This window comes from Ruegeria sp. BC6, assembly GCF_056539185.1.
Genome location: NZ_JBQFUM010000002.1, coordinates 85,920 through 100,028, shown reverse-complemented (window position 1 = coordinate 100,028; position 14,109 = coordinate 85,920). Strand labels below are relative to the sequence as shown.

14 protein-coding genes and 1 tRNA gene are annotated in these 14,109 nt (G+C 62.8%); 8 read left to right on the top strand and 7 right to left on the bottom strand.

All coding sequences use genetic code 11. The features are described 5' to 3' along the window. The first annotated feature begins 44 nt into the window (after positions 1-44). The 8 genes from ACR0MM_RS07925 to ACR0MM_RS07890 all read left to right on the top strand — a co-directional run bounded on the left by ACR0MM_RS07925 (position 45) and on the right by ACR0MM_RS07890 (position 8,411). Positions 45-845, top strand: a complete 801-nt coding sequence (locus ACR0MM_RS07925; RefSeq protein ID WP_480695464.1) for a PaaX family transcriptional regulator C-terminal domain-containing protein — start codon at positions 45-47, stop codon at positions 843-845. A 72-nt stretch (positions 846-917) separates the two neighbouring features. Beyond that, positions 918-2,399: a flavin-containing monooxygenase gene (locus ACR0MM_RS07920; RefSeq protein WP_480695462.1), complete on the top strand. Its 1,482-nt coding sequence runs from the start codon at positions 918-920 to the stop codon at positions 2,397-2,399. Then, positions 2,396-3,370: an alpha/beta fold hydrolase gene (locus ACR0MM_RS07915; protein ID WP_170365190.1), complete on the top strand. Its 975-nt coding sequence runs from the start codon at positions 2,396-2,398 to the stop codon at positions 3,368-3,370. The genes ACR0MM_RS07920 and ACR0MM_RS07915 overlap by 4 nt, the downstream gene beginning before the upstream one ends. 71 nt (positions 3,371-3,441) lie before the next feature. Further along, positions 3,442-3,518 (top strand) — tRNA-Met (locus tag ACR0MM_RS07910). A gap of 230 nt (positions 3,519-3,748) precedes the next feature. Then, a complete protein-coding gene (locus ACR0MM_RS07905) occupies positions 3,749-5,128 on the top strand; it encodes an amidohydrolase family protein (RefSeq protein ID WP_170365066.1) in 1,380 nt (459 codons plus the stop codon). 7 nt (positions 5,129-5,135) lie between these two features. After that, positions 5,136-5,939 (top strand): DUF3299 domain-containing protein, encoded by an 804-nt coding sequence (locus ACR0MM_RS07900; protein ID WP_480636742.1) that lies wholly within the window; start codon positions 5,136-5,138, stop codon positions 5,937-5,939. Continuing rightward, positions 5,936-7,117: a carbohydrate porin gene (locus ACR0MM_RS07895; RefSeq protein WP_480695460.1), complete on the top strand. Its 1,182-nt coding sequence runs from the start codon at positions 5,936-5,938 to the stop codon at positions 7,115-7,117. Before ACR0MM_RS07900 ends, ACR0MM_RS07895 begins: the two co-directional genes overlap by 4 nt. Before the next feature lie 52 nt (positions 7,118-7,169). Beyond that, on the top strand, positions 7,170-8,411 hold the full coding sequence (locus tag ACR0MM_RS07890) for a membrane dipeptidase (protein ID WP_480695458.1): 1,242 nt from the start codon (positions 7,170-7,172) through the stop codon (positions 8,409-8,411). Here the strand turns inward: ACR0MM_RS07890 and ACR0MM_RS07885 are convergent. The 7 genes from ACR0MM_RS07885 to hisD are packed head-to-tail and all read right to left on the bottom strand — an operon-like array spanning position 8,408 to position 14,098. Continuing rightward, a complete protein-coding gene (locus ACR0MM_RS07885; protein ID WP_480695456.1) occupies positions 8,408-9,520 on the bottom strand; it encodes an alpha-hydroxy acid oxidase in 1,113 nt (370 codons plus the stop codon). The genes ACR0MM_RS07890 and ACR0MM_RS07885 overlap by 4 nt on opposite strands. After that, positions 9,520-10,074 carry a sulfopyruvate decarboxylase subunit beta gene (comE, locus tag ACR0MM_RS07880; RefSeq protein ID WP_170339641.1) on the bottom strand — a complete coding sequence of 185 codons (555 nt, stop codon included), beginning with the start codon at positions 10,072-10,074 and terminating at the stop codon, positions 9,520-9,522. Before comE ends, ACR0MM_RS07885 begins: the two co-directional genes overlap by 1 nt. Beyond that, positions 10,071-10,577, bottom strand: a complete 507-nt coding sequence (gene comD, locus ACR0MM_RS07875) for a sulfopyruvate decarboxylase subunit alpha (RefSeq protein WP_475142825.1) — start codon at positions 10,575-10,577, stop codon at positions 10,071-10,073. Before comD ends, comE begins: the two co-directional genes overlap by 4 nt. Before the next feature lie 49 nt (positions 10,578-10,626). Further along, positions 10,627-11,037, bottom strand: a complete 411-nt coding sequence (locus ACR0MM_RS07870; protein ID WP_170340249.1) for a universal stress protein — start codon at positions 11,035-11,037, stop codon at positions 10,627-10,629. A 22-nt stretch (positions 11,038-11,059) separates the two neighbouring features. Further along, entirely contained in the window at positions 11,060-12,040 is a 981-nt protein-coding gene (locus ACR0MM_RS07865) for a zinc-dependent alcohol dehydrogenase (protein WP_480695454.1), read from the bottom strand. Beyond that, a complete protein-coding gene (locus ACR0MM_RS07860) occupies positions 12,037-12,798 on the bottom strand; it encodes an SDR family NAD(P)-dependent oxidoreductase (RefSeq protein ID WP_480695452.1) in 762 nt (253 codons plus the stop codon). The genes ACR0MM_RS07865 and ACR0MM_RS07860 overlap by 4 nt, the downstream gene beginning before the upstream one ends. Continuing rightward, positions 12,791-14,098, bottom strand: a complete 1,308-nt coding sequence (gene hisD / locus ACR0MM_RS07855; RefSeq protein WP_260064749.1) for a histidinol dehydrogenase — start codon at positions 14,096-14,098, stop codon at positions 12,791-12,793. Before hisD ends, ACR0MM_RS07860 begins: the two co-directional genes overlap by 8 nt. Positions 14,099-14,109: the final 11 nt, after the last annotated feature.

Sequence of the window (14,109 nt, the reverse complement as noted above, 5' to 3'; positions counted from 1 at the left end):
GCAAAGTGTTTTTCTTGCACAGCCGGGCCGGATAGACTGGGCGCATGACCAACGCGCATCCGTGGTTCACCCAGGCCGTGGCCGAATTGGCCGACCCGCAGAATCAGCGGGTCTGGTCGATCATCGTGTCGCTGTTCGGCGACATGGCGCAGGAGCGCGGCGCCAAGATATCGGGCGGGGCGCTGGGCCGCATCATCGAACCGATGGGCATCAAGCCCGAGGCGATCCGCGTGGCCCTGCACCGTCTGCGCAAGGATGGCTGGATCGAAAGCGACCGGGTCGGGCGCGTTTCGATGCATTTCCTGACCGAATATGGCCGCACGCAATCAGCCCGGGTCACGCCGCGCATCTATGCGCGCGACCCTGCGCCGGATACGCCGCTGCACCTGCTGATCGCCGAGGATGGCACCGGCACCCGGCTGCTGGAAGACATCCTGCTCAGCCACGACTACACGCCGATCGGCCGCAACGCTGCGTTGGGACCGGGGGCACCGCCCGTGGACCAGGACGACCTGCTGATCCTTGAAGTCACCGCCCGCTCGGTCCCGCAATGGGTGCATGAAAAGCTGTTTCCGCCCGAATTGCGCACGGCTTGCCGGTCCTTGTACGAGGCCGTGCGCCACGTGTCCCGAGGCCGCCCGGCCAGTTGGGAACCCACAGCCTGTCAGATCGCCACCCTGCGCACGTTGATCGTGCACCGGTGGCGGCGCGTCGTTCTGCGCCTGCCCGACCTGCCCGACGGATTCTGCCCGCCGGACTGGACCGGACCGGCATGCCGTGCGCAGGTGTTCCGTCTGCTGGATCAACTGCCGCGCCCCCTGCCCGACGATCTAAACCCAGACTGACCCAACGGCAGGTTTTCCTGGAACGCCGTTTGACCCTATCCTGACCTTGTACCTTTGGGAGGAGGTGCAGGCATGACCCACGACACTGACATGCTGATCGTAGGGGCCGGGTTCTCGGGGCTGATCATGGCGATCGAGGCCCGCAAACGCGGCATCCACAACATCGCGATCCTTGAAAAGGCCGACGACATCGGCGGCACATGGCGAGAGAACACTTATCCCGGCGTGGCCTGCGATGTGCCCTCGCACCTGTATTCGATGGCAACCCATCCGAACCCGGACTGGACCCGCGCCTATGCAGGCGGGGCCGAAATCTGGGACTACATGCGCCGCGTTGCGCGTGATGAAGGGCTGTACGATCTGTGCCATTTCCACACCGAACTGAAGTCCGCCCACTGGGACGGAACGTATTGGCAGGTCGAGACGACCGGCGGCGCGCAATGGAAGGCACGGTTCCTGGTGTCGGCCATCGGCGCCCTGCACATCCCCAGCACTCCCGAGATCCCGGGAGCAGCGGGCTTTCAGGGTCCGGCATTCCACTCGGCCAAATGGGACCACACGGTGCCGCTGCAGGGTAAACGCATAGCAGTTGTCGGCACCGGCGCTTCCGCCGTTCAGTTCGTGCCGGAAATCGCCAAAACCGCCGCCCATGTCACCATCTTCCAACGCAGCGCGCCTTACGTTCTGCCGCGTCCCGACGGGCCGATTGCGCCCTGGGTCCGGCACCTCTATCGCCGCATTCCGCTGCTGCCGCGCATCCGCAGGCAGTTCATCTACTGGCTGTTCGAATTCCGCCACCGCGTGTTTCGCGGCGAAAAACGCGCGGTCGCCTTTGCCATGAAAATGTGGCGCAAAGGGCTGGAGGAGGCCATATCCGACCCCGAAATGCGCCGCATTCTGACACCGAACTACCGGATCGGATGCAAGCGCGTCCTCAGCTCGAACGACTGGTACCCAGCGCTCGCCCGCGACAATGTCAGCGTGATCCCGCATGGGGTCGAGCGGATCGAAGGGTCCGAGATCGTCGCGACGGACGGCAGTCGGACGGCGACCGACATTCTGATCTGGGGCACCGGATTCCACGTGACGGACGCGGTCCAAAGGCTGGACATCCGCGGCGCGGACGGACTGAGCCTGCAAGACGCCTGGGCCGAAGGCATGCAGGCCAATCTGGGCACCGCCATTGCCGGGTTTCCCAACTTTTTCATCCTGCTGGGGCCGCATACCGGGCTGGGCCACAACTCGGTCGTTCTGATGATCGAAGCGCAAGTTGCCCATATCGGACGGGTGCTGGAGGAGATGCAGCGCGCGGGTCTGCCCGCGATTGCTCCAAACGCTGACCGGCAGGCCGACTTCACCCGCGAAATGCAGGAGCGTCATACCGACAGTGTCTGGCAGGCCGGCGGATGCACTTCGTGGTATCAGGACGCACAGGGGCGCAACACGACGCTGTGGCCCGGCACCGTTTCGGAATTCCGCAAACGTCTGGCGAAGGCCGGGCTCGAGCATTACCATCCCGTTGATCCCGCCCAGACCAAAGGACCGCCGACATGACCACCCTGCTGACCATTGCGCTGATCATCGGCGCCGCGTTGATCCTGATGCATCTTTGGACCCGGCGCCTGACGCGGATGGGAGCCCAATCCGTGCCTCAGCCCGGGCAGATCCTGCCGGTGAACGGCGGTTCGATCCATTATGTCGAACAGGGCGATCCAGAGAAGCCGACGGTGGTTCTGATCCACGGGCTGACCGGCCAGTTGCAGCACTTCACCTATGCCATGACCGACCTTCTGGCCGACGACTTTCACGTCATCGCGGTTGACCGGCCCGGGTGCGGGTATTCGACCCGCGACCACGCGCGGCTGGCCACCCTGCCGGAACAGGCGCGGATGGTCCACGAATTCCTCGAAGCCAAGGGCGTATCGCAGGCCATTCTGGTCGGACACTCGCTCGGGGGCGCGGTGTCGCTCGCCATGGCGCTGGACAATCCTGAGCGGGTTCGGGCGCTGGCCCTGCTGGCCCCGCTCACACATCGGGTACCCAGCACACCCGCCATCTTCAAGGCGTTGGAGATCCGGACCGAATGGCTGCGCAGCCTGATCGCCAACACGATCGCTGTTCCCCTGGCGAAAACCACGGCGCCGCATGTGATCGGCGAGGCGTTCGCCCCTGAACCGGCCCCGAGTGATTTCCTGAACCGCGCCGGTGGCGCCTTGGGGCTGCGCCCGTCAGCCTATATCACCGGATCGCAGGATCTGGCGGGCGTGGACGCCAGCATCGATGCCCAATCCCAACGCTACCACGAACTGAAGGTAGGGGGCGGCATCCTGTACGGGGCCGAAGATCCGATCCTGTCACCCAGCCAGCAAGGCGCACCGATGGTGGAATACGGGCTGAGCTTTGAACAGCTCGAGAACCGCGGCCACATGATCCCTCTGACCGCACCCGAGGCCTGCGCAGAGTTCGTCCGCCGCGTGGCCAACGCTTCGCAATCGCCGTCGAAACCCGCCAACACGGCCGGATGAAGAATCCCGCAATTTCGTGGCATTTCCCTCTTGACCCTCTTCGGCCCCTCCCTTAAATCGCCTCTCACCGTGGCGGAGTAGCTCAGTTGGTTAGAGCAGCGGAATCATAATCCGCGTGTCGGGGGTTCAAGTCCCTCCTCCGCTACCACTTCCCTGAAATCCTCGAGTTTGGCCTTGGGCCGCGCCCGCTGAGCCAGTCGCGGTTATCATCGACGGCGCCAATGCCCTCATGCCACCCGTCTGCATCAAGCGGATCGGACAAACGGCCTGTTCCCCCTCCAATGATCAACCCCGAAGGTTTGACTTTGGATCGCCGGCCCTATCATATTCAAATCTAGGATAATGACAGCCAAACAGGCACAAACGGGAGGAACAGTGATGAAACGTCTATACCTTGGAGTGGTCTGTGCCCTCAGTCTCGCTTGGCCGGCGGCGGCCCAGGATGAAAAACCAGCTCAAACACTGTTCACCAACGTGCATGTCTTTGATGGCGTGAATGAACAGCGCATCGAGAATGCCAGCGTTCTGATCGAAGGCAACCTGATTAAGGCAGTATCAACCGATGCGATTGATGCCCCCAATGCGGAGGTGATCGATGGCGGCGGTAGGACACTGACACCTGGCTTCATCGAGCTTCACGCACACCTCATGCTCATGGGACCGTCTATCGCTTCCATGGAAACGAACTCAACCTGGGAGGATTTTGGCATCCATGGAACCAGGATGGCCGAGATGTACCTGATGCAAGGATTTACGACTGTAAGAGATGCGGGCGGCGCCAACGGCGGTCTGCGGAGGGCCATCGACGCCGGACAGATCGTCGGTCCACGTCACTATGCGTCAGGCGCGTTCCTCGGGACACGCGGCGGCCACGCTGACTTCGCATCCTTCACTTCGCCGCCGGGCGGGCAGACCAACTTCGGTAATCTGAACATGGCGCAACAGGTCAGCGGTGTCGATGATGTCTACTTGTATGGTCGTAATAACATGCGCATGGGGGCGACACAGCTGAAATTCATGCAGTCGGGTGGGGTGATCTCGGCGTTTGACCCATGGCAGTTGCTCGCCGGCTCCAAGGAAGAAATCGAAGCTGCCGTTCAGGTTGCCAACGAATACGGCACCTATGTCATGGCGCATTCTTACCGCAAGGAAGCAATCATGAACGCCCTTGAGGCCGGTGTAATGTCCATTGAACACGGCTTCTCCTTCGATTGCGAGATTGCCGAGATTATGAACGAGAAAGGGGCTTACATAACAACTAACCTCACGGCTTTTGATCCGGGTTTGTTGGATATCCCATCGGTCAAGAACGAGCCCAAGAGCCTCGCGAAAGCGATATCGGCGTCCGCGACTTTCGCGAACTACATTCCGAATATGAAGGAATGCCCGGTAAAACGCGGATTTCAGACCGATTGCGTGGGATCAGTGGAAGCATGCAACATCCAGATTGCTTATGAAAAACATCTCAATAACGAGTTCTTCGGACCGTACCAGTCGATGGTGACGCTTACGTCAATCGGCGGTGAGGTCGTAGCATTGTCAGGCGATTTTTCGAACCCTTACACGGCTGGCAAGCTCGGTGTGATCGAGGAAGGCGCCTATGCGGATATCCTGCTGATCGACGGCAACCCGCTCGAAGATTTCTCGGTCGTGGGTACAGGCGATCAGTGGTTCGGTGCGGACCCGCGGCCTGACAGCCCCGAGACCATCCGCCTGATCATGAAGGATGGCGTGATCTACAAAAATACGCTCAACTAGGGCCATGATGAGGATTCGCGGTCGGGACCGCCATGACAAGCCCGCCTTTCTGAACTCCGTCCGAACTCTGCTGATTGCGGCGACGCTCAGCTTGGGTACGGGCGCGCCCACTTGGGCCGGCCTCTCGGTTGGTTGGGACGATCTGCCTGACCCGACCGTCCAGACCTTTGAGGACCCCTATCGCGACCTCAGCCCCGAACAATTCGACGACGTCCTGTTCGTCGTTCGGCTGCGTGGCCGGCTGCAGCAGGATGTCGGAACGGACGAGGACCGCCAGAAGTGGCAGGAACTTCTGCACGAGACCGAGGATGCGCTAGCCGCGGGCGGTGTCGACGTGGACTGGCTGTTGGGTCAACGCCAGGTCGTGACCGAACGCAGGGAAAAAGCAGCCACGCTTGGCAACCCCTTGTATGACGGGCAAGAGGTCACGCTGTCCGGTTTCGCCATTCCGGCTCCTGCGGACGCGGACGGGCGATCTGTTGTCTATCTGGTGCCCGAACGGGGCATGTGCAGTCATATGCCGCCGCCGCCGCCGAACCAGATGATCCGTGTGATGCTGGATGCCGACTGGGTTCCCAGCTATGTCCACGAACCCGTCCGCCTGACGGGACGTCTGACGATTTCGCCGACCGATCACCAGATGGTCGTGGTCGACGGGCTGATGCCGATGCGCGCCACGTTCCAATTGGAGGCAGACAAGGTCGAAACGCTACAGAACCGCACCGACGGGCTGGAGTGGAGCGAGGACGCGACAGATATTCTTCGAGCCGCGGGGCGGCGCAAAACCGGTGGTCAGGCGGCCTCGGAATGATCCGGCGGATTGCGCCGGTGCTGGCGGCCCTTGTCTGGGCCTCGGGTGCGGTCGCTCAGGGATTGTCAGGTCCCTCATCGGTGAATGCCGAGCTTGAACCCGGAGACGGCTTGACCGACCCGCAATTCCGGTCGGATTTTCCACGCAATATCGCGCCTGGATGGTTTGCCTGGAAGGATCGTCTGGCCGAAGACGGGTTCCGTTTCAACATTGACTATCTGGCCCTTGGGCAAACGACGGATGCCGACCTGGGCGCAGGCGAAGCCGCCAGCGGAATTGCCCGTTTCTATGGCAGCTGGCAGGCAACCGAACAGGGTTCGTTGACCTTCAAGGTCGAACACCGGCACAGCTATACCGATGTCGCTCCGCAGTTTCTGGGCCTGGACGGAGGCGCGCTTTCGATCACAGGAACCGCCTTCAACGACACGGGTTTGCTGCTGACCAACCTGTTCTGGTCGCAGCGGGCCGCGGACGGGTCGTGGACGCTGCAATTCGGTCAGATCGACGTGACCGACTTCGTCGACATCTATGGCCTTGTCAGTCCCTATAGCGGTTTCCAGAACCTGTCGTTCAACACCAATCCGACGATAAACGCCCCCAACCCCGGGCTGGGTCTTGCCGGGGGCATGCGGCTGGGCAGCAATTTCTATGCTGTGGCCAGTGTCGCTGACGCAAACGCCGATCCGTCCGATCCGAACTTCGACGTTTTCAGCGACGGCAACCTCTTCAAATCGCTCGAACTGGGCTACACGTCGGGCTTTGATCGGATCTATTTCGACAACATCCATCTGACACTTTGGCACGCGGATGCAGCCGATGACGGCAGCCGGGCCGAAGACTATGGCGCGGCCTTCTCCGCCGCGTGGTTCGTGGGCAACCAATGGATGCCGTTCCTGCGCGCCGGCGCGGCAAAGGGAACGGCGGCGCTGTATGATCGGTCCCTGTCAGCCGGCATCGGGTACTACGGCCGGAACACCGATCTGGCTGGGCTGGGGCTGAACTGGGCCGAAGCCCGTGGCATCGACGGCGATCAGTTCACCCTCGAAGCTTTCTACCGTTTTTCGATTTCGCCCGGCTTGCAGATCACGCCGTCGGTGCAGTTCATCTCGAACCCACTGCTGAACCCCGGCCAGGACAGCGTGGCCCTGTTCGGCCTGCGGACAAGGCTCGTGTTCTGACGTTGGCCGGGTCTGCCCACTTGAGGCAATGCAACCCATGGAAGGACACTCGATGAAGCCACTGATGGCTGCAGCCGCAACTGTCCTGACAATCGCCGCACCCCTTCACGCCAGCGAAGAGAGCAAGACCTGGGGTGCATCGGACGAAGCCAGGCAGTTCGTGCAGGACACGATCGTACTGGGCATGCTGGCCAGCCCCTATGGAACCGGCTGGACCGAAGACGAACAACTGCACACCTACTTCCAACGCGCCCGGGACAACGGCATCACCGGCCATGAAATGACATTGGCCGCCGCTGACACGTCGTTCGACACGTTGCTTGAACAGCACTATCACTTCCGCGCCGCCATGGCGCAGCAGCCCGAGAGTTATCTGATCGTGAATGAAACACGCGATATCGAGGCCGCGCATGCTCAGGGCAAGACGGCTGTGATCTGGAACAGCCAAACGGCAACGATTCTGGATGGCGACCTCAAGAAGATGGCCCTGCTCAAGGACATGGGCATCAAAAGCATGATCCTGGCCTACAACGACATTTTCCGAACCGGATCAGGGCAGTTGGCAGCTTACAACGGACGGGACATCGGTCTGACCCCATGGGGCAAATCCGTGATCGATGAGATGGTGCGCTTTGGCATCCTGCTGGACCTTAGCCACACCGGGTCGAAAACGGCCAACGACGCGATGGACTACATGGACGAGAACTATCCCGGCGTGCCCTATGTCTACACCCACTCGGTTCCGGCAGGGCTCTATGCGAATGAGCCCAACGCCACGACCAAGGGCTGTTACCGAGCCATCCCGGACGACGAGGCACTGCGAGCAGCCAAGTCCGGAGGATACATATCGCCCACATTCACAGAATGGATGATGGACGGGGTATGGCCCGAAGACATCTCACCCAAGCAAGCCGCCGATATGATCGACTATTATGTCCAACTTGTCGGCGTCGACCATGTCGGGATCGCGACGGACGACATGTTTTCAACCGAACTTGTCGTTCAGTTCGCGACCGCGAATGCCAGCATGTATGACGACGGTGGCTACATGATTGACGCGTTCAACAAAGGCGCAACCGGGAATGGTGAATTGGCCAAGATCCTTGCCGCGATAACCGACGATCTGTGGGCGCGGGGCTATTCAAACGAGGACCTCGCCAAAATCTACGGCGGCAACAAAATGCGCGTCTATGCCCAGGTCTGGGAGGGCAAGCCGCCCGAACGGTTTTTGCAGGAATACCCAGAACGCCTGCGGATGAGGCAGGAGTTCCAGAACCTGTTCCACTCGCGCTAGTCCCCGTTCGGTCGTTGAATCTCCGACAAGGTGCTGACACCGATCTGGGCCATGGCGATGTCCATCTCCTCGGACAGCACCTCCCACAACCGGTGTAAACCGGCCTCGCCGCCCGCCGCGGTGGCGAATTGCAGGATCCGCCCGAAGAACAGGAAATCGGCACCGGCCATCAGCGCCTTGAGCGCATCTTCGCCGGATCGCAGGCCGCTGTCGTAGAACAGCGGATAGTCGTCGCCGACCGCCGCCCGGATCTGCGGCAGGACCGAGATCGGCGCGGGCGCGCTCTCCAACTGGCGGGCGCCGTGGCTCGAGACCTGGATGGCGTCGACTCCGGCCGCCTTCAGCGCAACCGCGTCTTCTACATCCAGCACGCCCTTGACCACCAGCTTGCCCGGCCACCGGTCGCGCAACCTTGCCAGCGTGTCCCAATCGGCCTTTGCACGGCTTTCGGTGCGGTCGAACTCGAACCCCTCCATCAGGAAATTCGCCATCTGCGGTTTGCCCTTCAGCAAGGTCGAGATCGACCAGCGCGGATGCAGCGCGAAGTCCAGAAACTGCCACGGCCCGATCCGGAACGGCATCCGGAAGCTGTGGCGCAGTTCGCGCGGGCGGCGGCCGACTTCGGGCACGTCAACCGTCAGGATCAGAGTCTTGTAGCCCGCGGCCCTTGCCCGATCGACCAGCTTGAACGTGCCGTTGCCATCGCCGCTGAAATACAGCTGAAACCAGGCATGGCCCCGGGCCTCTTCGATCAGCGCCTCCATCGGTGTCGAGGCCACCGTGGAAACGCCCAGCGGCACCCCGTATTGCGCCGCCAGCCGCGCCAGCATCAGGTCGGCGCCCGGAGCTGACAGGTTGCACATGCCCATTGGCGCGATGCCGAAGGGCCTGTCGGCTGGTTGCCCGAATACGCGGGTTGCCAGTGACCGGCTACTGACATCGCGCAGGATCCGGGGCTGAAGGGTCATGGCGTCCAGCGCCGCGCGGGTGCGCCGGGTCCCAGCCTCGGACCCGGCGGCCCCGTCAATATAGTCGAACACCATCCACGGCAGACGCCGCCGGGCCAACCGGCGGGCATCTTCGGCGCTGTGGATGGCGCTTGCGCCCATCAGGCCTGAACGGCCTTCATGAAGCGGTCGCGGATGACGACCGGGTCCATCGTGATCGGCGGCATCTTGGCGTTTCCGCTTTCACATTTGCTGACGATGATGGTCATCTGGCGGGCGTCCAGCGCCTCTTGCAGCACGCGGCCGGTCTCTTCGGCCCGGCATTCGATCACGCGCTCGCATCCCGCCGCCTCGGCCATCTTGGCCAGCGAGGTCTTCTGCCCCGCATAGGTCGGCTGATCGCCGGTCGAGCCATACGAGCCGTTGTCGATGATCAGCAGGATGTAGTTGTCGGCCACGTTGTTGGCGATGGTCGGCAGCGTCCCCAGGTTGGTCAGGATCGAGCCGTCGCCGTCGATGACAATTACCGGTTTCGGCTGGGCCAGCGCCAGACCCAGACCGATGCTCGAGGCCAACCCCATCGTGCCCAGCATGTAGAAATTGGTGGGCTGATCGTCGATGGCATGCAGTTCCTGGCTGGGGATGCCGATGTTGCACACCACCAGTTGGTCTCGCAGGATCGGGGCGATTTCCTTCAGGATTTCAGAACGGATCATTGGTCGCCATAGCCTCCCCAAAAATTGGCGTCGGTCAGGATCGCGACGGGCTTGTTGCACATGAAAGTGTATTTCAGGATAGCATCCAGCTCGGCCACGTCCTCCTGATGGTGGAAATGGTAGGTCGGGATGTGCAGCTGCGCCAGCAGGGCCTTGGTGTGAACGGCCATCTCGACCTGGCAGGCGATGGGCTCGCGCAGTTCGCCCCGGTACGAGATCAGCATCGGCAGCGGCATCCGGTAATACTGGATCAGCGTCGCCAGCGTGTTGATCGTGACCCCGATCGCGGTGTTCTGCATGATGATCGCGGGGCGCTTGCCGCCCATCCAGGCCCCGGCGCACAGGCCCATGCCCTCGTCCTCTTTGTTCGAGGGGATGTGGTAGATGGAGTCGTGGGCGTCGATCTCGGCGATGACGCCGGCCAGTTGCTTGCACGGCACCGTGGTGACGAACGAGATGTCGTTGGCCACCAGATCTTCGGTGATCTTCTTGTCTATGTTCATGTCGAAACTTCTGTTCCTGGGTTGGGGCGCCGAGGGCGCGATGGACGGGTCAGGCCCTGCGGTGGACGTGGACGGCACATTTTGCATGCCGCACCACGCGCGACGCGGTGGAGCCAAGGAAATAATCAGTCAGTCCGGGACGGTGCGAGCCGATGACGACGCAATCGAACCCGTGGTCGTTGGCATAGTCGATGATCGTGCGCGCGGTGTGGCCTTTGACCAGTTCGGGCTTTACGTCCGTAAGGCCTTCCAGCTTGTTCATCAGGACTTCGCGGGCGCGGGCAAAGCCATCGGCCACGGCATCCTTATCCAGATAGACGCTGACCGAGCCCTGCGGCATCTCATAGACATGCAGCGCCACGATCTCGGCGGATCCGCCGCCCAAGGCGCGGGCAATCTCGAGCGTTTGTGGCGAAATGCCGTGGTCAAGCGCCATGGGGACAAGAATTTTCTTATACATGGTTACCTCCAGTTCCGGGCAGTCAGGCCCACGGGGACAGCACGATTTTCGGAACCGCGACCTCGCCCGAGCGTAACTGGGCAAAGGCCCGGGCGCCATCGGCCAGATCGCGTTCTTCGATCCAGTCCAGAGGGCCCAGAGCGCCGTCAAAGATGGCCTGCGCAGTCTGACGGAAATCCTGCGCGGTATAGGTGTAGGTTCCGATGAAGGTGATCTCTTGCAGGGTCATGCGTCGCACGTCCAACCCGCCGGCGTCCTCGCCCAGGCCCACATGCGCGATCACTCCGCCGGGTTGGGCCCGTTCCGAGGCAACCACACGGGTGGCGGCAAAACCCACGGCGTCGACCACGATCGGAAATTCGCCTTGCGCTTCGGGTGCGACCTTGGCGCAATCCAGCCTTTGCAGGAACTTACGCCGCAGGTCGTTGGGTTCGACGATGGTCACATCCACGACATCCATCGCCCGCAGCGCCAGCGCCGCCGCAAGGCCAATCGCCCCACCCCCGATCACCAGCGCACGACGCTCCATCGCCGGGTGCAGCGCCTCGAGCGCAAGGCGCGCGGCATGCCAGCTGACGGCCAGCGGCTCGGCCAAGGCGGCTTTGGCGAAGGGCACGTGATCCGGCACCTCGACCAGATTATCCCAGGGCATCGAATTATATTGAGCAAAGGCGCCTTCACGCGGGGGCATCGAGATGATCTGACGGTCGGGGCACAGGTTTTCCCGCCCCGCTTGGCAGGCCGGGCACTGCCCACAATTTACAAGCGGATTGATCGTGACCCGCGTTCCGTCTTTGGGGCCGCCGATCACTGTGCCCGCCGCCTCGTGACCCAGGATCAAGGGCGCCGGGCGGCGCGCATCATGGCCCAAGTAGGCATGCATGTCGGACCCGCAGATCCCAGCGGCCTCGACCCGGATCAGGTGCTCGCCCGGTTGCGGCGCGGCGTCCGGTACGTCGCGATAGACCAGCTGTTCGACACCTTCATAAACCAGAGCTTTCATTTCGCCGTGAACCCCCCGTCAACCATCAGGATCTGCCCGGTGACATAGTCGGATGCCTGCGAGCACAGAAAAAGGATCGGCCCGTCGATGTCTTCCATACGGCCATTGCGACCGATGCATGTCTGCGCCGCGTTGCGGGCCGCGCGGGCGGGGTCATCGAACACCGCCTGTGTCAGCTCGGTCGGAAAGAAGCCCGGGCCGATGGCGTTGGCGGTGATCCCGTGGGACGACCAGGCCTCAGCCATGGCGCGGGTCAGCTGTGCGATCCCGCCCTTGCTGGCCCCATAGGCGATCCCGCCGGGAAAGGCCCGCGTCGTCTGCAGCGACGCGAAATTCACGATCCGGCCCCAACCACGCGCCTTCATCGCAGGCACCATGGCCTGGCTGAAGAAGAACGGCGCACCGAGGTTCAGGCCCAGCGTCGCATCCCAGCCTTCCGGTGTGACATCATCGGCGGCCTGTCGCGTGTTCACCCCGGCGGCATGAACCACGATATCCGGCGCGCCGAACGGGGCCGCGATTTGTTCGACCAGCCTTGGCAGGCCTTCCCTGTTGGCCACGTCACCTGCGACAACCGCAGCGCTTGAACCGATCTCGGCCTGCAACTCGGCCAGTGCTTCGGCCCGTCGGGCAACGCCTACCACCTTCGCGCCTGCAGCCGCCAGCACCTGCGCAACGCGCCGGCCTAGCCCCGAACTGGCGCCCGTGACGCAGGCCACCCGGCCGGTCAGATCGAACAGGTCGAGGGGGTCATTCATCTGCGGTCAGGTCAAAATTTTCGTCCGGGAAATACTTGGCCAGACGCACATCGGCCGCGCGGGCGTGGCCCTCCATCCCTTCCAGACGCGAAATCCGCGCAGTCGCCTCGGCGATGGGTTTCGAACCCTCGCGCGTCGCCCGCTGCCAGGTGACGATCTTCATGTATTTGTGCACGCTCAGCCCGCCGGTATAGCTGGCCGCGCCCGATGTGGGCAGGACGTGGTTCGTACCGGTGGCCTTGTCGCCATAGGACACGGTCGTTTCTTCGCCCAAGAACAACGATCCATAACAGGTCAGTCGATCCAGCCACCAATCCAGATCCGCGGCCTGCACGGTCAGATGCTCGGGGGCGTAATCGTCGGAACACGCGGCCATCTCTTCGCGGTCCGCGCACAGGATCACCTCGGCATAGTCGCGCCAGGCGGCGGCGGCGTTGTCGCGGTTCAGCTCGGGCAGATCGGCGATCAGGGTCGGAACCAGCTCCATCACCCGCGTCGCCAGATCGCGGTCATCGGTCACCAGCCAGACGGGCGAGTTGTAGCCATGCTCGGCCTGACTGACCAGGTCGGTGGCCACGACGAAGGGGTCGGCCGTGGAATCCGCCAGAATCAGGCTGTCGGTCGGGCCCGCGATCATGTCGATGCCGACCTTGCCGTACAGAATGCGCTTGGCCTCGGCCACGAACTGGTTGCCCGGCCCCACAAGGATGTTGGCGCGCGGCAGCCCGAACAAGCCATAGGTCATGGCGGCCACGCCTTGCACGCCCCCCATGGCCAGGATGCTGTCAGCGCCACTGATATGGGCGGCGTAGACGATCGCCGGGGCCACGCCCTCGCCCGGGCGGGGCGGTGAACAGGCGGTGATGTGACGGCACCCCGCCACTTTGGCGGTGGTCACGGTCATGATGGCGCTGGCGATGTGGCTATACCGCCCGCCGGGCACATAGCAGCCCGCCGCATCGACCGGGATGGCCTTTTGCCCCGCGATGAAGCCCGGCACGATTTCCAGCTGCACATCCGACACGGTGGCCTTCTGCGCCTCGGCAAAGCGGCGCACGTTGTCCTGGGCAAAGCGGATGTCGGCCTTGAGCTTTTCCGGCACCCGGGCGCAGGCGGCGTCGATTTCCGCGGGGGTCATCAGCACGTTGCCCTCGAACTTGTCGAACTTGGCCGCGTATTCCAGCGCCTTGGCGTCTCCGCCGGCCTCGATGTCGGCCAGGATGGTCTTGACCGTGTCATGCACCTCGGACGCGTGGGATTGTGCGGTCAGGGTGGCCTTCTTGAGGTATTCACGCGGCATGTTCAGAAGAT

Bases quoted from the DNA above. Each gene is read 5' to 3' on its own strand.
- ACR0MM_RS07925 (WP_480695464.1), top strand. From the start codon at position 45: ATGACCAACGCGCATCCGTGGTTCACCCAGGCCGTGGCCGAATTGGCC.
- ACR0MM_RS07920 (WP_480695462.1), top strand. From the start codon at position 918: ATGACCCACGACACTGACATGCTGATCGTAGGGGCCGGGTTCTCGGGG.
- ACR0MM_RS07915 (WP_170365190.1), top strand. From the start codon at position 2,396: ATGACCACCCTGCTGACCATTGCGCTGATCATCGGCGCCGCGTTGATC.
- ACR0MM_RS07905 (WP_170365066.1), top strand. From the start codon at position 3,749: ATGAAACGTCTATACCTTGGAGTGGTCTGTGCCCTCAGTCTCGCTTGG.
- ACR0MM_RS07900 (WP_480636742.1), top strand. From the start codon at position 5,136: ATGAGGATTCGCGGTCGGGACCGCCATGACAAGCCCGCCTTTCTGAAC.
- ACR0MM_RS07895 (WP_480695460.1), top strand. From the start codon at position 5,936: ATGATCCGGCGGATTGCGCCGGTGCTGGCGGCCCTTGTCTGGGCCTCG.
- ACR0MM_RS07890 (WP_480695458.1), top strand. From the start codon at position 7,170: ATGAAGCCACTGATGGCTGCAGCCGCAACTGTCCTGACAATCGCCGCA.
- ACR0MM_RS07885 (WP_480695456.1), bottom strand. From the start codon at position 9,520: ATGGGCGCAAGCGCCATCCACAGCGCCGAAGATGCCCGCCGGTTGGCC.
- comE (WP_170339641.1), bottom strand. From the start codon at position 10,074: ATGATCCGTTCTGAAATCCTGAAGGAAATCGCCCCGATCCTGCGAGAC.
- comD (WP_475142825.1), bottom strand. From the start codon at position 10,577: ATGAACATAGACAAGAAGATCACCGAAGATCTGGTGGCCAACGACATC.
- ACR0MM_RS07870 (WP_170340249.1), bottom strand. From the start codon at position 11,037: ATGTATAAGAAAATTCTTGTCCCCATGGCGCTTGACCACGGCATTTCG.
- ACR0MM_RS07865 (WP_480695454.1), bottom strand. From the start codon at position 12,040: ATGAAAGCTCTGGTTTATGAAGGTGTCGAACAGCTGGTCTATCGCGAC.
- ACR0MM_RS07860 (WP_480695452.1), bottom strand. From the start codon at position 12,798: ATGAATGACCCCCTCGACCTGTTCGATCTGACCGGCCGGGTGGCCTGC.
- hisD (WP_260064749.1), bottom strand. From the start codon at position 14,098: ATGCCGCGTGAATACCTCAAGAAGGCCACCCTGACCGCACAATCCCAC.